At 57.0% G+C, this 15,598-nt stretch carries 15 protein-coding genes; 7 read left to right on the plus strand and 8 right to left on the minus strand.

What is annotated here, in order from left to right; genetic code table 11:
- Positions 1 to 13 precede the first annotated feature (13 nt).
- The gene (gene hppD, locus AC2FLZ_RS00225) at positions 14 to 1,111 is read right to left on the minus strand and encodes a 4-hydroxyphenylpyruvate dioxygenase (protein ID WP_480476620.1); all 1,098 of its coding nucleotides are present in this window, start codon (positions 1,109 to 1,111) and stop codon (positions 14 to 16) included.
- Between the two features lie 147 nt (positions 1,112 to 1,258).
- Here hppD and AC2FLZ_RS00230 point away from each other — a divergent pair, with 147 nt between their 5' ends.
- Complete coding sequence (locus tag AC2FLZ_RS00230) at positions 1,259 to 1,714, plus strand: Lrp/AsnC family transcriptional regulator (RefSeq protein ID WP_480553259.1); 456 nt, start codon at positions 1,259 to 1,261, stop codon at positions 1,712 to 1,714.
- Positions 1,715 to 1,733: 19 nt separating this feature from the next.
- Positions 1,734 to 3,614, plus strand: coding sequence for a monovalent cation:proton antiporter-2 (CPA2) family protein (locus AC2FLZ_RS00235; RefSeq protein WP_480493394.1), 1,881 nt, complete (start codon positions 1,734 to 1,736; stop codon positions 3,612 to 3,614).
- Between the two features lie 30 nt (positions 3,615 to 3,644).
- Here the strand turns inward: AC2FLZ_RS00235 and cobT are convergent, their stop codons facing one another.
- Complete coding sequence (gene cobT / locus AC2FLZ_RS00240) at positions 3,645 to 4,655, minus strand: nicotinate-nucleotide--dimethylbenzimidazole phosphoribosyltransferase (RefSeq protein WP_480516674.1); 1,011 nt, start codon at positions 4,653 to 4,655, stop codon at positions 3,645 to 3,647.
- A gap of 78 nt (positions 4,656 to 4,733) precedes the next feature.
- Here cobT and cobS point away from each other — a divergent pair, with 78 nt between their 5' ends.
- Positions 4,734 to 5,498 carry an adenosylcobinamide-GDP ribazoletransferase gene (gene cobS, locus AC2FLZ_RS00245; RefSeq protein WP_496881577.1) on the plus strand — a complete coding sequence of 255 codons (765 nt, stop codon included), beginning with the start codon at positions 4,734 to 4,736 and terminating at the stop codon, positions 5,496 to 5,498.
- On the opposite strand, the gene AC2FLZ_RS00250 is transcribed toward cobS, so the two are convergent.
- From AC2FLZ_RS00250 to AC2FLZ_RS00275, 6 genes are all read right to left on the minus strand, one after another.
- Complete coding sequence (locus AC2FLZ_RS00250) at positions 5,495 to 6,256, minus strand: potassium channel family protein (protein ID WP_480476612.1); 762 nt, start codon at positions 6,254 to 6,256, stop codon at positions 5,495 to 5,497. The genes cobS and AC2FLZ_RS00250 overlap by 4 nt on opposite strands.
- A gap of 117 nt (positions 6,257 to 6,373) precedes the next feature.
- Positions 6,374 to 6,883 carry a CarD family transcriptional regulator gene (locus AC2FLZ_RS00255; protein WP_496881578.1) on the minus strand — a complete coding sequence of 170 codons (510 nt, stop codon included), beginning with the start codon at positions 6,881 to 6,883 and terminating at the stop codon, positions 6,374 to 6,376.
- A 278-nt stretch (positions 6,884 to 7,161) separates the two neighbouring features.
- Positions 7,162 to 7,500 (minus strand): ferredoxin FdxA, encoded by a 339-nt coding sequence (gene fdxA / locus AC2FLZ_RS00260; RefSeq protein ID WP_170616129.1) that lies wholly within the window; start codon positions 7,498 to 7,500, stop codon positions 7,162 to 7,164.
- A gap of 66 nt (positions 7,501 to 7,566) precedes the next feature.
- Positions 7,567 to 7,932 carry an RNA-binding S4 domain-containing protein gene (locus AC2FLZ_RS00265; protein ID WP_209504209.1) on the minus strand — a complete coding sequence of 122 codons (366 nt, stop codon included), beginning with the start codon at positions 7,930 to 7,932 and terminating at the stop codon, positions 7,567 to 7,569.
- 6 nt (positions 7,933 to 7,938) lie between these two features.
- Positions 7,939 to 10,767 carry a helicase-related protein gene (locus AC2FLZ_RS00270; protein WP_496881579.1) on the minus strand — a complete coding sequence of 943 codons (2,829 nt, stop codon included), beginning with the start codon at positions 10,765 to 10,767 and terminating at the stop codon, positions 7,939 to 7,941.
- Positions 10,768 to 10,787: 20 nt separating this feature from the next.
- Positions 10,788 to 11,357, minus strand: a complete 570-nt coding sequence (locus tag AC2FLZ_RS00275; protein ID WP_496715187.1) for a tetratricopeptide repeat protein — start codon at positions 11,355 to 11,357, stop codon at positions 10,788 to 10,790.
- Positions 11,358 to 11,426: 69 nt separating this feature from the next.
- Between AC2FLZ_RS00275 and AC2FLZ_RS00280 the strand changes: the two genes are divergently transcribed.
- The 4 genes from AC2FLZ_RS00280 to AC2FLZ_RS00295 all read left to right on the plus strand — a co-directional run bounded on the left by AC2FLZ_RS00280 (position 11,427) and on the right by AC2FLZ_RS00295 (position 15,596).
- On the plus strand, positions 11,427 to 11,717 hold the full coding sequence (locus tag AC2FLZ_RS00280; RefSeq protein WP_480516666.1) for an SCP2 sterol-binding domain-containing protein: 291 nt from the start codon (positions 11,427 to 11,429) through the stop codon (positions 11,715 to 11,717).
- Complete coding sequence (locus AC2FLZ_RS00285; protein WP_496715186.1) at positions 11,717 to 12,691, plus strand: alpha/beta hydrolase; 975 nt, start codon at positions 11,717 to 11,719, stop codon at positions 12,689 to 12,691. The genes AC2FLZ_RS00280 and AC2FLZ_RS00285 overlap by 1 nt, the downstream gene beginning before the upstream one ends.
- Before the next feature lie 85 nt (positions 12,692 to 12,776).
- Positions 12,777 to 14,597 carry a M3 family oligoendopeptidase gene (locus AC2FLZ_RS00290; protein WP_496881580.1) on the plus strand — a complete coding sequence of 607 codons (1,821 nt, stop codon included), beginning with the start codon at positions 12,777 to 12,779 and terminating at the stop codon, positions 14,595 to 14,597.
- Positions 14,598 to 14,783: 186 nt separating this feature from the next.
- A complete protein-coding gene (locus tag AC2FLZ_RS00295) occupies positions 14,784 to 15,596 on the plus strand; it encodes a class I SAM-dependent methyltransferase (RefSeq protein ID WP_496715183.1) in 813 nt (270 codons plus the stop codon).
- The last annotated feature ends 2 nt before the right edge of the window (positions 15,597 to 15,598 follow it).

Genomic DNA, 15,598 nt, shown 5'->3' on the forward strand with positions numbered 1-15,598 from the left:
TGGTTTACTTTGATCAAGCAGCCGAAATCTCGCCGCTTTCGATCTGTTCGCGCTCGATGGATTCAAACAGCGCCTGGAAGTTCCCTTCACCGAAACCATCGTCACCCTTGCGTTGAATGAACTCGAAGAAGATCGGGCCAATCACCGTTTTCGAGAATATCTGCAACAAAATGCGCGTCTCGCCTCCGTCAACGACGCCTTCGCCGTCGATCAGGATGCCGTGTTTCATCATCCGGTCCAGCGGCTCTTCATGGCCGACCACGCGGGTCCTGGACTTCTCGTAATAAGCTTCGTTTGGACCCGGCATGAACTTCAGCCCGTTTTCAGCAATAGCATCGGTCGAAGCGTAGATGTCGTCGCTGCCAACAGCGATATGCTGAATGCCTTCGCCTTTGTATTTCTTCAGGTAAGACACGATCTGCCCGGTCTCGCCGCGGTCCTCGTTGATCGGAATACGGATACGGCCGCAGGGAGACGTCAGCGCTCGGCTGTAAAGGCCGGTAAACTTCCCCTGAATGTCAAAGAAACGGATTTCACGGAAGTTGAACAGGTCGCCATAGAACTTGAACCACTTGTCCATGTTGCCCTTGTAGACGTTGTGCGTCAGGTGATCGAGATAGAAGAACCCCTCGCCCCGAGGTTTTGATTCCTTGATCCAATTGAATTCCTGATTATAGGGCGATGTGTCGTAGTACTGATCAATGAAATAAATCAGCGACCCGCCAATACCCTTGATCGCAGGCACATTCATTGTTCTGTCATCGTGGTCGTAAGGTTCCGCACCTTTTGACAGGGCATGCTCATACGCTTTTTGCGCGTCCACCACCCGCCAGCCCATCGATGGCGCGCAGGGCCCATGTTCGGCCACGAACTTAGCCGCGAAACTGTCCGGGTCAGCATTCAGGATGTATGTGACATCCCCTTGTTGCCAAAGCTCGACAGCAGGTTTTTCCTTGTGGCGGGCCACCAGATCAAACCCCATCTTTGCGAACAGATCACGCAGCTCCTGCGGTTCTGGATGGGCGAATTCGACGAATTCAAACCCATCTGTACCGGCAGGGTTTTCTTCGCTGATCACGGATTTCGGGGCATTGTGCGGGAAAGGACCCATGGCGCGTCTCCTACGAAAACAGGAATTTCTTTGCTGATTCAAAAATACGACTTTTCTGGCGCTGTTTCTGCGCATTGTTTTCGTATAAACTGCAAGATGACGCGCAAAACGCGCATATAAATTAATAAAATCAGGATTTTTCCGCACATGCTGGATGCAACCGACAAGCGACTGCTTTCCGCGCTGCAAAAAGATGCACATCTGACGGCGCATCAACTGGGTGAAATGCTGAACTTGTCGTCCAGTCAAGCGGGACGCCGCCGACAGCGGCTTGAAGTCGAAGGGTACATCACCGGATACGCTGCCCGGCTGGACCCGCTGAAACTGGGCCTGCAGGTGCAGGGGTTTGTTCAGGTGCATCTGGGCACCCATGGCCCCGAGCAATCCGCAAGCTTTGCACGCATGGTCGACACCCGCCCCGAGATTACCAGCGCTTGGACGATGACAGGCGAGGCCGACTATCTGCTGCACATCTACTGTGACGACCTGTCCGCGCTCAACAGCTTGCTACATCAGGTGATCCTGCCGCATCCTGCCGTTGCACGAGTACAGAGCCAGATCGTAATGGATCAACTTAAACGCGACGCCCCCCTTCCCACCTGAAAAGGTTCCGAGGATACACATGGACGACTTTCTATACCAGGCTTCGATCTATCTGGCAGCGGCTGTCATTGCCGTTCCTCTGTCTGCCAGACTGGGGTTGGGATCTGTGCTGGGCTATCTTGCCGCCGGGATCATTATCGGACCCGTACTGGGACTTGTCGGAGCGGAAACCGAAAATCTTCAGCATGTGGCCGAATTTGGCGTGGTGATGATGCTGTTTCTCATTGGCCTGGAACTGGAGCCACGCGCCCTATGGGACATGCGCGACAAGCTATTGGGTCTGGGCGGATTGCAGGTGTTGCTGTCAACAATCGCGATTGCTGCCGTGGCCATGTACGCCAACCATCCATGGTCGGTCGCCCTGGCGGTGGGGTTGACCCTTTCGCTTTCATCGACCGCGATCGTTCTTCAAACCTTGTCAGAAAAAGGCCTGATGCAGACAAATGGCGGCCGTGCGACATTTTCGGTTCTGTTGACGCAGGACATTGCGGTGATCCCAATTCTGGCTTTGTTGCCACTGCTGGCCCTGCCCGCCATGCCGCGCTTCCAAGCCGATGGATCGATAGACAGGGGGGCCGGAGGTTCACATGGCGCGGGCGATCACAGCCTGTCACTGGTCGAGGGGTTGCCGGGCTGGGCCGTTACCCTGGTCACAATCGGCGCGGTGGTGTTTGTCATTCTGGCCGGTGTCTACCTGACAAGACCGTTGTTTCGCTTCATCCACGCAACCCGTCTGCGCGAGATGTACACCGCACTAGCACTGATGATCGTCGTGGGGATTTCGTTTCTGATGACACTGGTCGGCCTGTCACCTGCCTTGGGCGCGTTCCTGGCAGGTGTTGTTTTGGCCAGTTCTGAATTTAGACATGAAATGGAAAGTGACCTTGAACCGTTCAAAGGGTTGTTTCTGGGGCTGTTTTTCATCACGGTCGGGGCCGGAATAGACTTTGGTTATTTCTTCAACGACCCGCTGGACCTGATTGGACTGGCGCTGCTTGTGATACTTGCCAAGGGGATCATCCTTTATCTAGTGGGCAAGGCTTTCAAACTGCGGGGGCGTGATCACTGGTTGTTCACCCTTGGGTTAGCGCAGGCTGGTGAGTTCGGATTTGTCCTGCTGGCATTTTCGACGAAACAGAATGTTATTCCGCCCAACCTGTCGCAAAAGCTGCTGATGATCGTTGCTCTGACGATGTTGATCACACCTCTTCTTTTCATTGTCTACGACGCCTTGTCAAAGAAGATTGGCGATTCAGCGACCACCCCCGAACCGGACGTGATCGACGAAAAGGGCCCGGTCATCATCGCCGGCATTGGTCGCTTTGGTCAGATCGTCAACCGGCTGGTACGGGCCAGCGGTTTCAAGACAGTCGTTTTGGACCACAATATTGAAACCATTCAGCTGATGCGCCGATTTGGTGTCAAAGGCTTTCTGGGTGATCCCACTCGGCCGGAACTGTTGCGCGCGGCGGGATTGGACAAAGCATCCGTTCTTGTCGCCGTTATGGATGATCACAAGCAAGTCACGCGACTGGTCAGCTATGCCAGACGGCAGCGCCCTGACCTGCACATCATCGCCCGCGCCCGCGACCGGACCCATGTGTACGAGTTGTATCAGGCGGGTGCCAATGACATCGTGCGGGAAATGTTCGACAGCTCGCTGCGTGCAGGTCGCTATGTTCTGGAGAATATCGGGCTGAGTGAGTACGAAGCAGCCCAGGCCGAGCAGACGTTTTACCACCACGACCGGAAGTCATTGCGTGATCTGGCCGAGCTTTGGGTTCCCGGACTGCCAACCGCCGAAAACAAAAAATACATTGAGCGTTCGCAGGCGCTGGAAAAGGATCTGGAAACCGCGCTGCTGGAACTGGCCGAAGAGCACGCGAAAAAATCGGCCTGACCCAAGCCTTTGCCCGGGCCAGGTACGGGTTTAGCTGTCAGATACCCCAGCTTCGGCAAAGGTTGCCATGCCGGAATGACAGGCAACGGCACTTTTCAGAATGTTGATCGCCAATGCCCCGCCGGACCCTTCGCCCAACCGCAGGCCAAGGCTCAGCAACGGCTCTTTACCCAATTTCGCCAGCACGGCGCCATGGGCCGCTTCGGCGCTTTGGTGACCTGCCACAGCATGATCCAGCGCGCCATCGGACAGCTTCCACAAACAGGCGGCGGCGGCCGAACAAATGAACCCGTCCAGGATCACCGGGATGCGCAACACCCGCGCAGCAGCAATTGCACCCGCCATTGCGACTATCTCGCGTCCACCCAGACAGCGCAGGATGTCCAGACCATCATCTGACGCGTGTTTGGCGACACCCTCGGCCACGACACGGGTTTTGTTGACCAGACCTGCGTCATCCACACCAGTTCCGCGACCTGTCCAATCGGACGCGTCGCCACCAAACAGAGCACAGGCAATAGCCGCAGCCGGGGTGGTGTTGCCAATACCCATTTCGCCGACCACCAAAAGATCAGATTGCGGATCAACGGCCTGCCAGCCAGTGCGCAACGCGGCTAGCAATTCATCCTCTGTCATGGCTGGGGCTTGGGTGAAATCCGCGGTCGGCTTGTCCAGATCCAGCGCGTGTACATCCATCTTCGCGCCTGCGGCCCTGGCCAACTGATTTATCGCCGCCCCGCCATGTTCGAAATTCATCACCATCTGCACGGTCACTTCCGGTGGAAAGGCCGAAACACCCTGCGCGGTAACACCGTGATTTCCGGCAAACACGATAACCTGAGGCGCACTGATCTGTGGACGGGCGTCCCCCCGCCATCCTGCATACCAGACTGCAAGATCCTCAAGCCGACCAAGCGCGCCGGGGGGTTTGGTCAATTGTCCATTTCGCTCGGCCGCGCCCTGCACCGCAGCGGCATCTGGGCCCGGAGCTCCCGCCAGGACAGCACGGAACGTGTTCAAATCATTCAGTTCAGGCAGCATGAAAGCCTCATTGCATCAGAGTGGTCCTGCGTGTTTAACCGAAGGATCGAAACCAACAAGACCCCGAAAGGCACGGGCGTGCATAAAAACGACACCAAACCGTTTTCCCTGTGGGATGTTCCGCTGGCCCTGGTGCTGTTGACCCGCCTGCCCCTGCCCCGTTTGCCCAAAGCCGTTTTTGCCCGGCAGGCACAATCGGTATGGGCGTTTCCACTGGTTGGGCTGGTCGTTGGCGGGTTGGCATGCCTGACCGGTTGGCTGGCGATGGGGCTTCAACTGCCCCCGTTTGTGGCGGCTTCATTACTGGTTTCAGCGCTGATCCTGATGACCGGGGCAATGCACGAAGATGGTCTGGCCGATACGTTCGACGGGCTTTGGGGCGGTTTCACCGCTGAACGGCGGCTGGAGATCATGAAGGACAGCCAGATTGGAACTTACGGCGTGCTCGCTTTGGTGATGTCGCAGCTTTTACGAGTATCCGCGATTTCTACCATACTTGTCACTGGTCCGATCTGGATGGTGGTTGCGGCTTGTGTATTTTCCCGCGCATTGATGCCAGCACTGATGGTACTTCTTCCAAACGCCAGAACGTCGGGCCTGAGCCATTCGGTTGGTACCCCCGGCGCAGGAACAGCCTGTATCGCTGTGGGCATCGCGATTTTGGTCGCTTTCAGCTTGTGCGGAAGTCTGGCGCTTAACGCGATAGTCTTCGCGACTTTGGTCGTTGCCGTTTTGGGGCTCGTCGCAAAAACCAAGATCGGCGGTCAAACCGGAGATATTCTGGGAGCGTCGCAGCAATTGGCGGAAATCACGTTTCTGCTTACACTCAGCGCCCAGACCTAAGGCGACCCCCCTGTTTCAATTCGCAACGTATCGCCGCAATGTTTGCAATGCACGGCGTCTGGGTCGTGCCGGTACAGCCCGCAGCTGGGGCATTTGTGACGGACCTTCTGTGGCGCGAAAATTGCTTGCGCCAGCCGGACGAACAGTGCCACGCCAACGACCATAATGAAGACAGAAAACAGCTTGCCACCCGGTGTGACCAAAGTGATGTCGCCAAACCCGGTCGTCGTGAGCGTCGCCATGGTAAAATACAGCGCATCTACGTAGGGCGTTTGCGCGTCTTCTGGTATAAAAAACACCAAAACGGCCGTCGAGGTGGCAAAGACAAAGACCAGCAGGTTGATCGCTGCGATAACAGCGTCCTCGTGCGTGCGGAAGAAACGGCTGTCGCGCCGCAAATCCCAGAGCAGGTGATATGAATGGATCAGACGCAGGGCGCGTAATATCCGCAGGAAAGCCAGGTTGCCTGTCAAAAACGGATCAAGCACCAGAGAGAGGACGACTACGATATCCGCCACCGTGTAAATCTGGCGCAACAGCTTCCAGCGGTCTTTTGAAATCCAGAGCCGCGCAGAGAAATCCAGAAAAATCAGCACGCCGACCAGTTGGCTTGCAACGGTCAAACCTGGCCCATGCGGGATGTGGGCCGTCGCGACAAAGAAAATGATTGTCGCAACATCGAACAGGATCAGCGCATACCTAAACCAAACCGAAACAGGGTCGTGTCCGATATACAGGTATTTCACAGTCTGCTTCATGTCTGTCCGGTAATCCGCTGCATACACAGTGAAATTAGCGCCATATGAACAAATCACCAAGCCACGAAAAAGGCCGCCCCAAATTCGGAGCGGCCCGTTTTGTCAAAGTACCTTCGATCAGGCAGCGCGTGAGGTCAGAACTTCGTCAACCTGCTTGGCAGCTGACACCTCGCCAGCGCCTGAAACAGCTGCGACCTCACGGGTCAGACGTTCCAAGGCGGCTTCGTACAGCTGACGCTCGGAATAGCTCTGCTCGCGCTGATCATCGGTGCGGTGTAGGTCACGGACAACTTCGGCGATCGAGATCAGATCGCCCGAGTTGATCTTCTGTTCATATTCCTGCGCGCGACGGGACCACATGGCGCGTTTAACCTTGGCTTTGCCCTTCAGCGTTTTCATCGCCTGGCTGATCACATCGGGCGAGCTGAGCGACCGCAGACCGGATTCGGTCGCCTTGTTGGTCGGCACGCGCAACGTCATCTTGTCTTTCTCAAATGAGATGACGAACAGCTCAAGCGAGAATCCCGCGACATCCTGTTCCTCGATCGAGATAATCTGGCCCACGCCATGGGCGGGGTAGACAACATAGTCGTTCGGGCGGAACTCGGGCTTTTTCGACTTTGTCATTCAGTTTTTCCTTGCTTGCGGACGGGACACGGACAACAAAAACACCACATGCGGGGACTGTCTCAGCCCCGTCAGGCGGCGATATTGTCACAAATTCAATACTCCAAAGTGAGCATACTTACGGAGCGCATCCCAATCTCGGTCATCATGTGGATTTAGTATATCACAAAATTACGACGCCCGAAAGTTTACCTTACGGGAATTTTTCATATTCAACCTGCGTTCAACAGGTTGTGCCGTGATCTTTATTTAAAAACAGGCCGTGTGGAACGAATCACTCAGCCGCCTTCTCCGGGCGCTTCCGAGAAATACTTCTCCATCTTACCCTCTTCACCGTCACGCTCCTCTGCGTCGGGCAGCGGGTCTTTCTTGGTGACGATCACCGGCCATTGTTCGGAATACTTGCGATTGAACTCGACCCACTCCTCCATACCCGGCTCGGTATCGGGGCGGATTGCATCGGCGGGGCACTCGGGCTCGCACACTCCGCAGTCAATGCATTCGTCAGGATGAATGACCAGCGTGTTTTCACCTTCGTAGAAACAGTCCACCGGACACACTTCGACACAGTCGGTGTATTTGCAGGCGATACAGTTTTCGGTGACTACATAGGTCATGGTCGGATTCCTGTTTGCGGTTTGAGCGACTAGCTAATTCAGTCTGGCCCGCTCTTCAAGACAGGATCAGTGATCTTCCGGGCGAGAAAGATCAATAGCGCGTCGATCTTTCTTGGTTGGCCGACCTTTTCCCTCGAAACCCGGATTTACAAGAGGCGCTTCCTGCTTTTCGGTCATATCAAAGTACAGCGTTTGCGCTTCGGGCGCCGGACCGCGGCGTTCCCCCAGTTTTTCCACACGTATGACGCGGACGATGCGACCCTGCGAGAAGGTCAGAACGTCACCGGGGGCCACGGCCTGCGCCGGTTTCAGCACCCGGTTTCCATTCAGCCGGACATGGCCGCCACTGACCTGTTTGGCGGCAAGGCTGCGGGTCTTGAAGAACCGCGCCTGCCACAACCATTTATCGATCCGCAGTTTGGCCTCGGCCATCTTGCGTCAATTACCGTCCTTCAGACCCATAAGCGCTGCGGCGAACGGGTTGTCGGGATCAATGGCCTTTTCTTTTTTCGGTGGCCGTGACGAGAAGGTCTTGGCCCCTTGCGGCTTTCCGCCCTTCTTGCCGTGCGGTTTGCCACGGCCCTCCTGCGGTTTGCCCCTTGGTTTCCCCTTGCCCTGCCCCGGCTCGCGGCGCGGACCACGGTTCGGCTGACGCTGACGGCCCCAGGTGAAGGTGTAAAACACTTCGACCTCGGGTTCATCCGACGCAGGTTCCGCAACCTGACCTTCTGCGACAGCCTCGGCTGCCGTCTCGGTGCTTTCGGTGGCCCCGGCTGTCGCCTCCTCGGCGGGCGCGGCGACCTCTTCTGATGCCGCGTCAGGTGCTGGCGTCTCGTCGATAATGGCTTGTTCTGCCGCCTCTGTCACAGGCTGCTCAACCGGTGCCGGTTTGACCTTGCCACGCTCGCCGCGTTCGGCTTTGTAACCCAGCCCTTGCATCAGGTCAGCAAACTGTTCAAGCGTCATACCAGTGATCGACAGCATATCCGGCTTGGCTTCGAACCCGCCACGGCTGTCTTCCGCACGAAGCATGTCCGCCAGACGTTCCAGCATGTCGATACGGATCGATCGGTCGCCCGCATCGCGGTAGCCGCACATGGTGTCGTAACCCTGCGGTGCATCCTTGGCGACCGGCACAGTCACCAACCCAGGAGGCGGTGCTTCGGGGAATTCCTGCAAACCGCCATACAGCGCCCACAGCACCAGACGCAGACGCGTCGGTGCGGGCTTCAGCAAGAGCGGCATGAAGATGGTGAACTGGCCAAAGCGGATGCCATGCTTGCGCAAGGCGCCACGCGCGTCCTGATCCAGATCCTTGACCTCTTGCGCGACGCCGGCGCGCGGCAGTACGCCCAGCGCCTCGAGCATGCGGAAGGCAAACCCTTTCGCCAGCCCGTTGAGCTCCTCGTCGCGCGACAGATTCAGCAGCGGCTCGAACAGCGCAGCGATCTTGCGGTCGATGAAATGCTGCAACCGGCGCCGCACCTTCTGTTCGACATCCGGACCGGCGGCCTCGTCCACAAAAACCTCGACCACGGGCTTGAGAGGTTCGGACCCGGCAACCAGTTTGCCAACGGCATATTCGCCCCACATCAGGCCGCCCTGATCGGTGAAATCAATTTCGGTATCGGGCGCATTGTAGAAGCGATCGGCACGCAGATGGAATTGCGGCGCGAGTGCTTGCAGGGATGCCGATTTGAGCGCTTTCGCCTCGGTTCCTTGCGCGCTTTTGTCCGGACTAAACCGGAACCCTTCCAGACGACCGACGAATTCGCCTTCGACGGTCACTTCACCCTTGTCATTTACTTCGGCCAAAAGGGCCTCCTTCTGTTTGAGCCGCCGCAACAAAACCGATGTACGCCGGTCCACAAATCTTTGAGTCAGACGCTCATGAAGTGCGTCAGACAGTCTGTCTTCTACAGTGCGCGTTTCGTCACGCCAATGTGATTCGTCACGCACCCAACCGTTTCGTTGCGCAACATATGTCCAGGTGCGAATATATGCCAACCTTTTGGATAACGCATCGATATCCCCATGGGTTTGGTCAATCCGCCGTATCTGCCGGGCCATGAAATCATCGGGAATACTGCCGCGTTCGTGCAGGTGGCCATAGATCACTTCCAACAGGCTTGCGTGCTCTGCATGGCTGATGCCGCGAAAATCAGGGATTCTGCACACATCCCACAGCAATCGAATGGATGGACCGTCACTTGCGCGGGCGACAATCTCGGCCTGTTGTGACAGCGATTTCAACACATTCAGGTCATCAGCAGGGCGGGCTTTGATCAGGTGTTCGTCATTTGGACTGACTTCAAGCGAGTTGATCAGTGCGTCAATCGAACCAAACCGGAGAGCGGCATTCCGCCAGTTCAGCTTTTTCATCGGCGTGAACCGGCTGTCCATGATCGCCTGCGCGACACCTTCGTCCAGCGGCGGTGCCTCTCCGGTCACGCCAAAGGTGCCGTCCGACATCCCGCGCCCGGCCCGACCGGCGATCTGGGCCAGCTCATTTGGGGCCAGCGGACGCATCCGCCGCCCGTCGAATTTGGTCAGGGATGAAAAGGCAACGTGGTTAACATCCAGGTTCAGGCCCATGCCGATAGCATCTGTGGCGACCAGGTAATCAACCTCACCATTTTGATAAAGCTCCACCTGAGCATTCCGCGTCCGCGGGCTGAGGGCACCCATGACCACCGCCGCGCCACCTTTCAGGCGGCGCAGAAGCTCCGCGATGGCATACACATTTTCGACCGAAAATCCGACAATAGCGCTGCGGGGCGGCATCCGGCTGAGTTTCTTCGAACCGGAATAGACCAGCTGCGACATCCGTTCGCGCCGGACAAACTGCGCCTCGGGCACCAGCGCGGCAATCGGGCCACGCATGGTGTCAGAGCCAAGAAAAAGTGTCTCGTTTGTTCCGCGCGACCGAAGCAGGCGATCTGTAAAGACATGGCCGCGCTCGGGGTCGGCACACAGCTGGATTTCATCAATCGCCACGAAATCCGCACCCACACCTTCGGGCATCGCCTCGACAGTGCAGACCCAATACTGGGTCCGGGGGGGCACGATCCGCTCTTCACCGGTGACAAGCGCAACAATCGACGGCCCGCGGATGGCGACGATCTTATCGTAGACCTCGCGCGCAAGCAGACGCAGCGGCAGACCGATGATACCTGTGCGGTATCCCAGCATCCGTTCGATTGCGTAATGGGTTTTACCTGTGTTCGTAGGGCCCAGAACGGCCACTATTCGGGATGACCCGCTCACCTTTGCCCCCTGCCCGGACCTTACAGCGCTGCGCCGTCGATCTGCGGCTTCAGTCGATTCACCGCATTGGTTACTTCTTCGTGGTGGGGGTGTATAGCCAATGCCCGTGAATAGGCGTCGTAGGCTTTGTCAGGTTGTCCGATAATCTCAAAGATCAGGCCCAGACCATAGATTGCCTCGTAATTGTTGGGGTTCAGGGTCAGGGCATGCTCCAGATCGGCAGCGGCCATGCCAAACCGTTCGATTCCGAAAAAGGCCGAAGCGCGCAGATGCCAGCCTTCAGCGAATTCGGGCGCATGATCCGTCAGGGCGGTCAGGTGTTCCAATGCCGCACCTACGTCGCCGTCATCCAGCGCTTCACGGCCACGCTCTAGCAGCAGATCAGCCGATGCTGAACCGGACTGCGCCCACAGGGCTTGCAACTGCCGATCCAAAGCGATGGCCTGATCTGGCGTCGATTGGGCAAGTTGTTGCAGCAATTCACCCTCGTTCCGCGAATCCGCCTGTTGCGCGAGGCAAGTGGAGGAAATCGTGACTAGGACAAAAAGTGCCGCGACGATACCTTTGAGATTGTGGATTGCAATGCTCATAACAATAATCAGTGTAGCGTTGCGACCGGGGATGTCCATTCACGGCGCACTAACAATATGAGGAAAAACATGAGCGAGATACTTGAAAAGGCAGCTGCCGCGCTGAATGAAAAACTGGAAGGCGGCGCGTTTGATGCCTCGGCCAAGTTTGATATCGCCGATCTGGGTGCCATTGTCCTGGATTCCAACGGCGCGCGGGTCAGCGACGATGACGCTGATGTCACCCTAAGCGCTGATGCCGACACGTTCGAACAAATCCTCAGCGGTGAATTGAACCCGACAGGTGCGTTCATGTCCGGCAAGCTGAGCATTGATGGCGACATGGGTGTTGCCATGAAACTTGCATCGGTACTGGCCTGATGGAGTTCTCGCCGGCCCCTTTGTTTGAAGACGTGGCCGGCGGCCCCGCCGGTGGAAAGGCCCACTGGTTGATAACGTCGGATCAAAAACGCATTCGCGTTGCTCACTGGCTTCCGGACGGAAAGGTACATGGCACTGTCATGATGTTTCCTGGACGCACGGAATACATTGAGAAATACGGCACTACTGCCAGCGAATTCGTAGAGCGTGGGTTCGCCATGCTGGCCGTCGACTGGCGCGGTCAGGGTCTTGCAGATCGATTGCTGGACGATGCTCGGGTCGGACATGTCGATCAGTTCACCGATTACCAGCAGGACGTTCAGGTCACTCTGAAACTTGCAAGCGCGCTGGATCTGCCAAAACCATGGTACGTGGTCGGGCATTCGATGGGCGGTGCAATCGGGTTGCGTGCCGTCATCGAGAAAGGATGTTTTGCCGCTTGCGCGTTCACGGGCCCAATGTGGGGAATTTTCTTCACTCCGGTCATGAAACCCCTAAGCCGCGTTACGGCCTATTGGGGCACAGCGCTTGGCCTGGGCGAACGAACGCCCCCCACCACAACACTCAAAAGCTATGTCCTGTCGCAACCTTTCGAGGGAAACATGCTGACCCGCGACCCGGACATGTACCGGATGATGCAGGATCAGTTGAATGCACACCCAGAACTCGCGCTTGGTGCCCCTTCAAATCTGTGGCTGCGCGAGTCGCTGGATGAATGTGCTTGGTTAATGGAGCAGACCGCCCCTCAGACACCCTGCCTGACATTTCTGGGCAGCCATGAGCAAATCGTTGACCGCAAGGCAATTCGTGCGCGCATGGCCAATTGGCCCAACGGAACGCTGATCGAAATTCCGGATGGTGAACACGAGGTACTAATGGAAGCACCCGAGGTTCGGGGGCCGGTGCTGGACAAGATTGCGGCGCATTTTCTGGCCAATCAGGCCAATGGCGCACCCGAGCTGGTTTCCTCGTAAACCCTTTCACCTTTGGGATTGGCCGCTTGTGATCCGGGCGCGCCAGCCCTAGATGTTTGCAAAAGCAGTCTACTAAAGGTGATCCATGCGCGACCTTCCTTTCCCTGTCCGTGACGCGAACGCAATCGGTGGCTCCGGCAATCTGGGCAATCTTCCGGAATGGGATCTGAGCGATCTCTACACCTCGGAAAACGCACCCGAATTAGCGCGCGATCTGGATTGGCTGGAAGGCGAATGTGCCGCATTTGCTGCCGATTACGAAGGCAAGCTGGCCGATCTGGAGGCCGCAGACCTGCTGACCTGTGTGCATCGCAACGAAAAGATCAACGCCATCGCCGGGCGTGTCATGTCCTTTGCTGGTCTGCGCTATTACCAACTGACCACAGACGCAGAGCGCGCCAAATTCCTGTCGGATATGCAGGAAAAGATCACGATCTTCACCACTCCGCTTGTGTTCTTCACGCTCGAGATCAACCGGATCGAAGACGATGTTCTGAAAGCGCATTTTGCGGCCAACACGGATCTCGCCCGCTACGAACCTGTGTTCCGTCGCATCCGTGCAATGAAGCCCTACCAACTGTCTGACGAGCTGGAAAAGTTCCTTCATGATCTGGGGGTTGTCGGCGACGCGTGGGAACGTCTGTTCGACGAAACGATTGCCGGACTGGCATTTCATGTCGACGGTGAAGAACTGAACATCGAAGGCACCCTGAATCTGCTGACGGAACAGGACCGCGCGAAACGTGAGGCCGCGGCGCGTGAACTGGCATCGGTTTTTCAGGACAACATCAAAACCTTCGCCCGCGTTCACAACACGCAGGCCAAAGAGAAAGAAATCGTTGATCGCTGGCGCAAGATGCCGACCGCTCAGACCGGGCGTCACCTGTCGAACGACGTCGAACCCGAAGTGGTCGAGGCCCTGCGCGAGGCGGTCGTGGCCGCCTACCCCAAGCTGAGCCATCGCTATTATGAGCTGAAGCGCAAGTGGCTTGGACTGGACGTCATGCAGGTCTGGGACCGCAACGCGCCCCTGCCCATGGAAGACACGCGTATCGTGAATTGGGAAGAGGCCCAAAAGACGGTGATGAACGCGTATGATGCCTTTGATCCCCGCATGGGCGAAATCGCGGCGCCTTTCTTCTCAAAAGGATGGATAGACGCGGCGGTGAAACCGGGCAAAGCGCCGGGGGCCTTCGCCCATCCGACAGTTACGGATGTCCACCCCTACGTGATGCTCAACTATTTGGGCAAACCGCGCGATGTGATGACGCTTGCCCATGAACTGGGACACGGCGTCCATCAGGTGCTGGCCGCAGGCCAGGGCGAGATGCTGTCATCCACCCCGCTGACGCTGGCGGAAACTGCCTCGGTCTTTGGTGAGATGCTGACCTTCCGCAAGATGCTGGAACTGGCCGAAACCCCGGAGCTGCGCAAGGTTCTGCTGGCTGGCAAAGTCGAAGATATGATCAACACGGTGGTCCGACAAATCGCCTTCTACGACTTTGAATGCAAGCTGCACGCTGCCCGACGTGAGGGCGAGCTGACCCCGGATGACATCAACGCCCTTTGGATGAGTGTACAGGCCGAAAGCCTTGGCCCCGCATTTGAATTCATGGACGGGTACGAGACCTTCTGGGCATACATCCCGCACTTCGTTCACTCGCCCTTTTACGTCTATGCCTATGCCTTCGGCGACGGCCTCGTGAATGCGCTTTATTCCGTTTACGAAAGCGGCGCGGATGGGTTCGAGGACAAGTATTTCGACATGCTGCGCGCTGGTGGTTCGATGCACCACAAGGCACTGCTGGCCCCGTTCGGTCTGGACGCCAGCGACCCCAAGTTCTGGGACAAGGGCCTGTCGATGATCTCAGGCTTTATCGACGAGTTGGAGGCGATGGAGGGCTGAGACGCCCTCGACAGAAAGCGGCGACATCTGCCTTGCGGAAAAAACCTGCCATGCCCGGCAATGTCGCGCCCAAGGGGCTCCTGAATGCCCGCTACGCGGACAAAGCGGACAAAGTTAGGAGTTATTGTGGCGCTGTGCTACTAGTTGAGTGGGTGCACTTGGATGCCCGCAGCTGGGCAGGTTTTCATGATTGAAAAGACATCCGATTTCGCGGCGTCAACTGGTGCAGGCTACGAGTTGCAGATGGGTCGCTTTAGCAGGCTTCTAGCTCCTGGTTTTCTGGATTTTTCAGAAATTTCCGACAGCGGCCCGATACTCGATGCAGGTTGCGGCACCGGATCATTGACCGCGGAGATGCAGCGCAGAACCTCACGGGCACAAATCGTAGGGGTCGATATTTCCCCAGCCTACATCGCGCACGCCCAAAAAAGCATCTCGGACAGTCGCACGACATTCGGTGTCGCCGACCTGACAACACTTCCATTCCCGGACGCGCATTTCGGGCAGGCCTTTTCCCAGCTTGTGCTGGATTTCATCCCTGAGACCGATTTCGCATTCAAAGAGATTTTTCGAGTGCTCAAGCCCGGCGCTCAATTTTCTGCGGCTGTGTGGGACGCCAGAGGAGGTCTGGTATTCAATCGAATGTTTCTGGACACTGCTGCGGTGCTGGACGAAGGAGCTGAAGCACTCAGGAAAAAGAACTTCACGCGCCCACTCCGACAGCCAGGACAGCTAAAGCAAGTCGCCTTTTCGGCAGGCTTTACCGATGTTCGGGAGGGAGAAATCATGATCCGAACCGAATTCACTTCGTTCGACGATTACTGGGTTCCCTTTGATGGAGAGGATGGCCCAATTCCCGCCTATCTTTCAAAAAGGCCTGGCGATCTGAAGTCGAAAATCAAAGATGCTGTCCGGCTCGCATATCTTGACGGTGATGACGACGGACCGCGGTCATACGTGGCGGTGGCTTTGGCAATCTCGGCAGTACGAACAGCGTAGAA

It is taken from the genome of Ruegeria sp. YKSF131, from assembly GCF_059612645.1.

Coding starts and splice junctions, on each gene's coding strand:
- AC2FLZ_RS00235 (WP_480493394.1), top strand. CDS start 1,734: ATGGACGACTTTCTATACCAGGCTTCGATCTATCTGGCAGCGGCTGTC.
- AC2FLZ_RS00290 (WP_496881580.1), top strand. CDS start 12,777: ATGCGCGACCTTCCTTTCCCTGTCCGTGACGCGAACGCAATCGGTGGC.
- AC2FLZ_RS00230 (WP_480553259.1), top strand. CDS start 1,259: ATGCTGGATGCAACCGACAAGCGACTGCTTTCCGCGCTGCAAAAAGAT.
- hppD (WP_480476620.1), bottom strand. CDS start 1,111: ATGGGTCCTTTCCCGCACAATGCCCCGAAATCCGTGATCAGCGAAGAA.
- AC2FLZ_RS00275 (WP_496715187.1), bottom strand. CDS start 11,357: ATGAGCATTGCAATCCACAATCTCAAAGGTATCGTCGCGGCACTTTTT.
- AC2FLZ_RS00280 (WP_480516666.1), top strand. CDS start 11,427: ATGAGCGAGATACTTGAAAAGGCAGCTGCCGCGCTGAATGAAAAACTG.
- AC2FLZ_RS00295 (WP_496715183.1), top strand. CDS start 14,784: ATGATTGAAAAGACATCCGATTTCGCGGCGTCAACTGGTGCAGGCTAC.
- AC2FLZ_RS00285 (WP_496715186.1), top strand. CDS start 11,717: ATGGAGTTCTCGCCGGCCCCTTTGTTTGAAGACGTGGCCGGCGGCCCC.
- cobT (WP_480516674.1), bottom strand. CDS start 4,655: ATGCTGCCTGAACTGAATGATTTGAACACGTTCCGTGCTGTCCTGGCG.
- fdxA (WP_170616129.1), bottom strand. CDS start 7,500: ATGACCTATGTAGTCACCGAAAACTGTATCGCCTGCAAATACACCGAC.
- AC2FLZ_RS00250 (WP_480476612.1), bottom strand. CDS start 6,256: ATGAAGCAGACTGTGAAATACCTGTATATCGGACACGACCCTGTTTCG.
- AC2FLZ_RS00255 (WP_496881578.1), bottom strand. CDS start 6,883: ATGACAAAGTCGAAAAAGCCCGAGTTCCGCCCGAACGACTATGTTGTC.
- AC2FLZ_RS00265 (WP_209504209.1), bottom strand. CDS start 7,932: ATGGCCGAGGCCAAACTGCGGATCGATAAATGGTTGTGGCAGGCGCGG.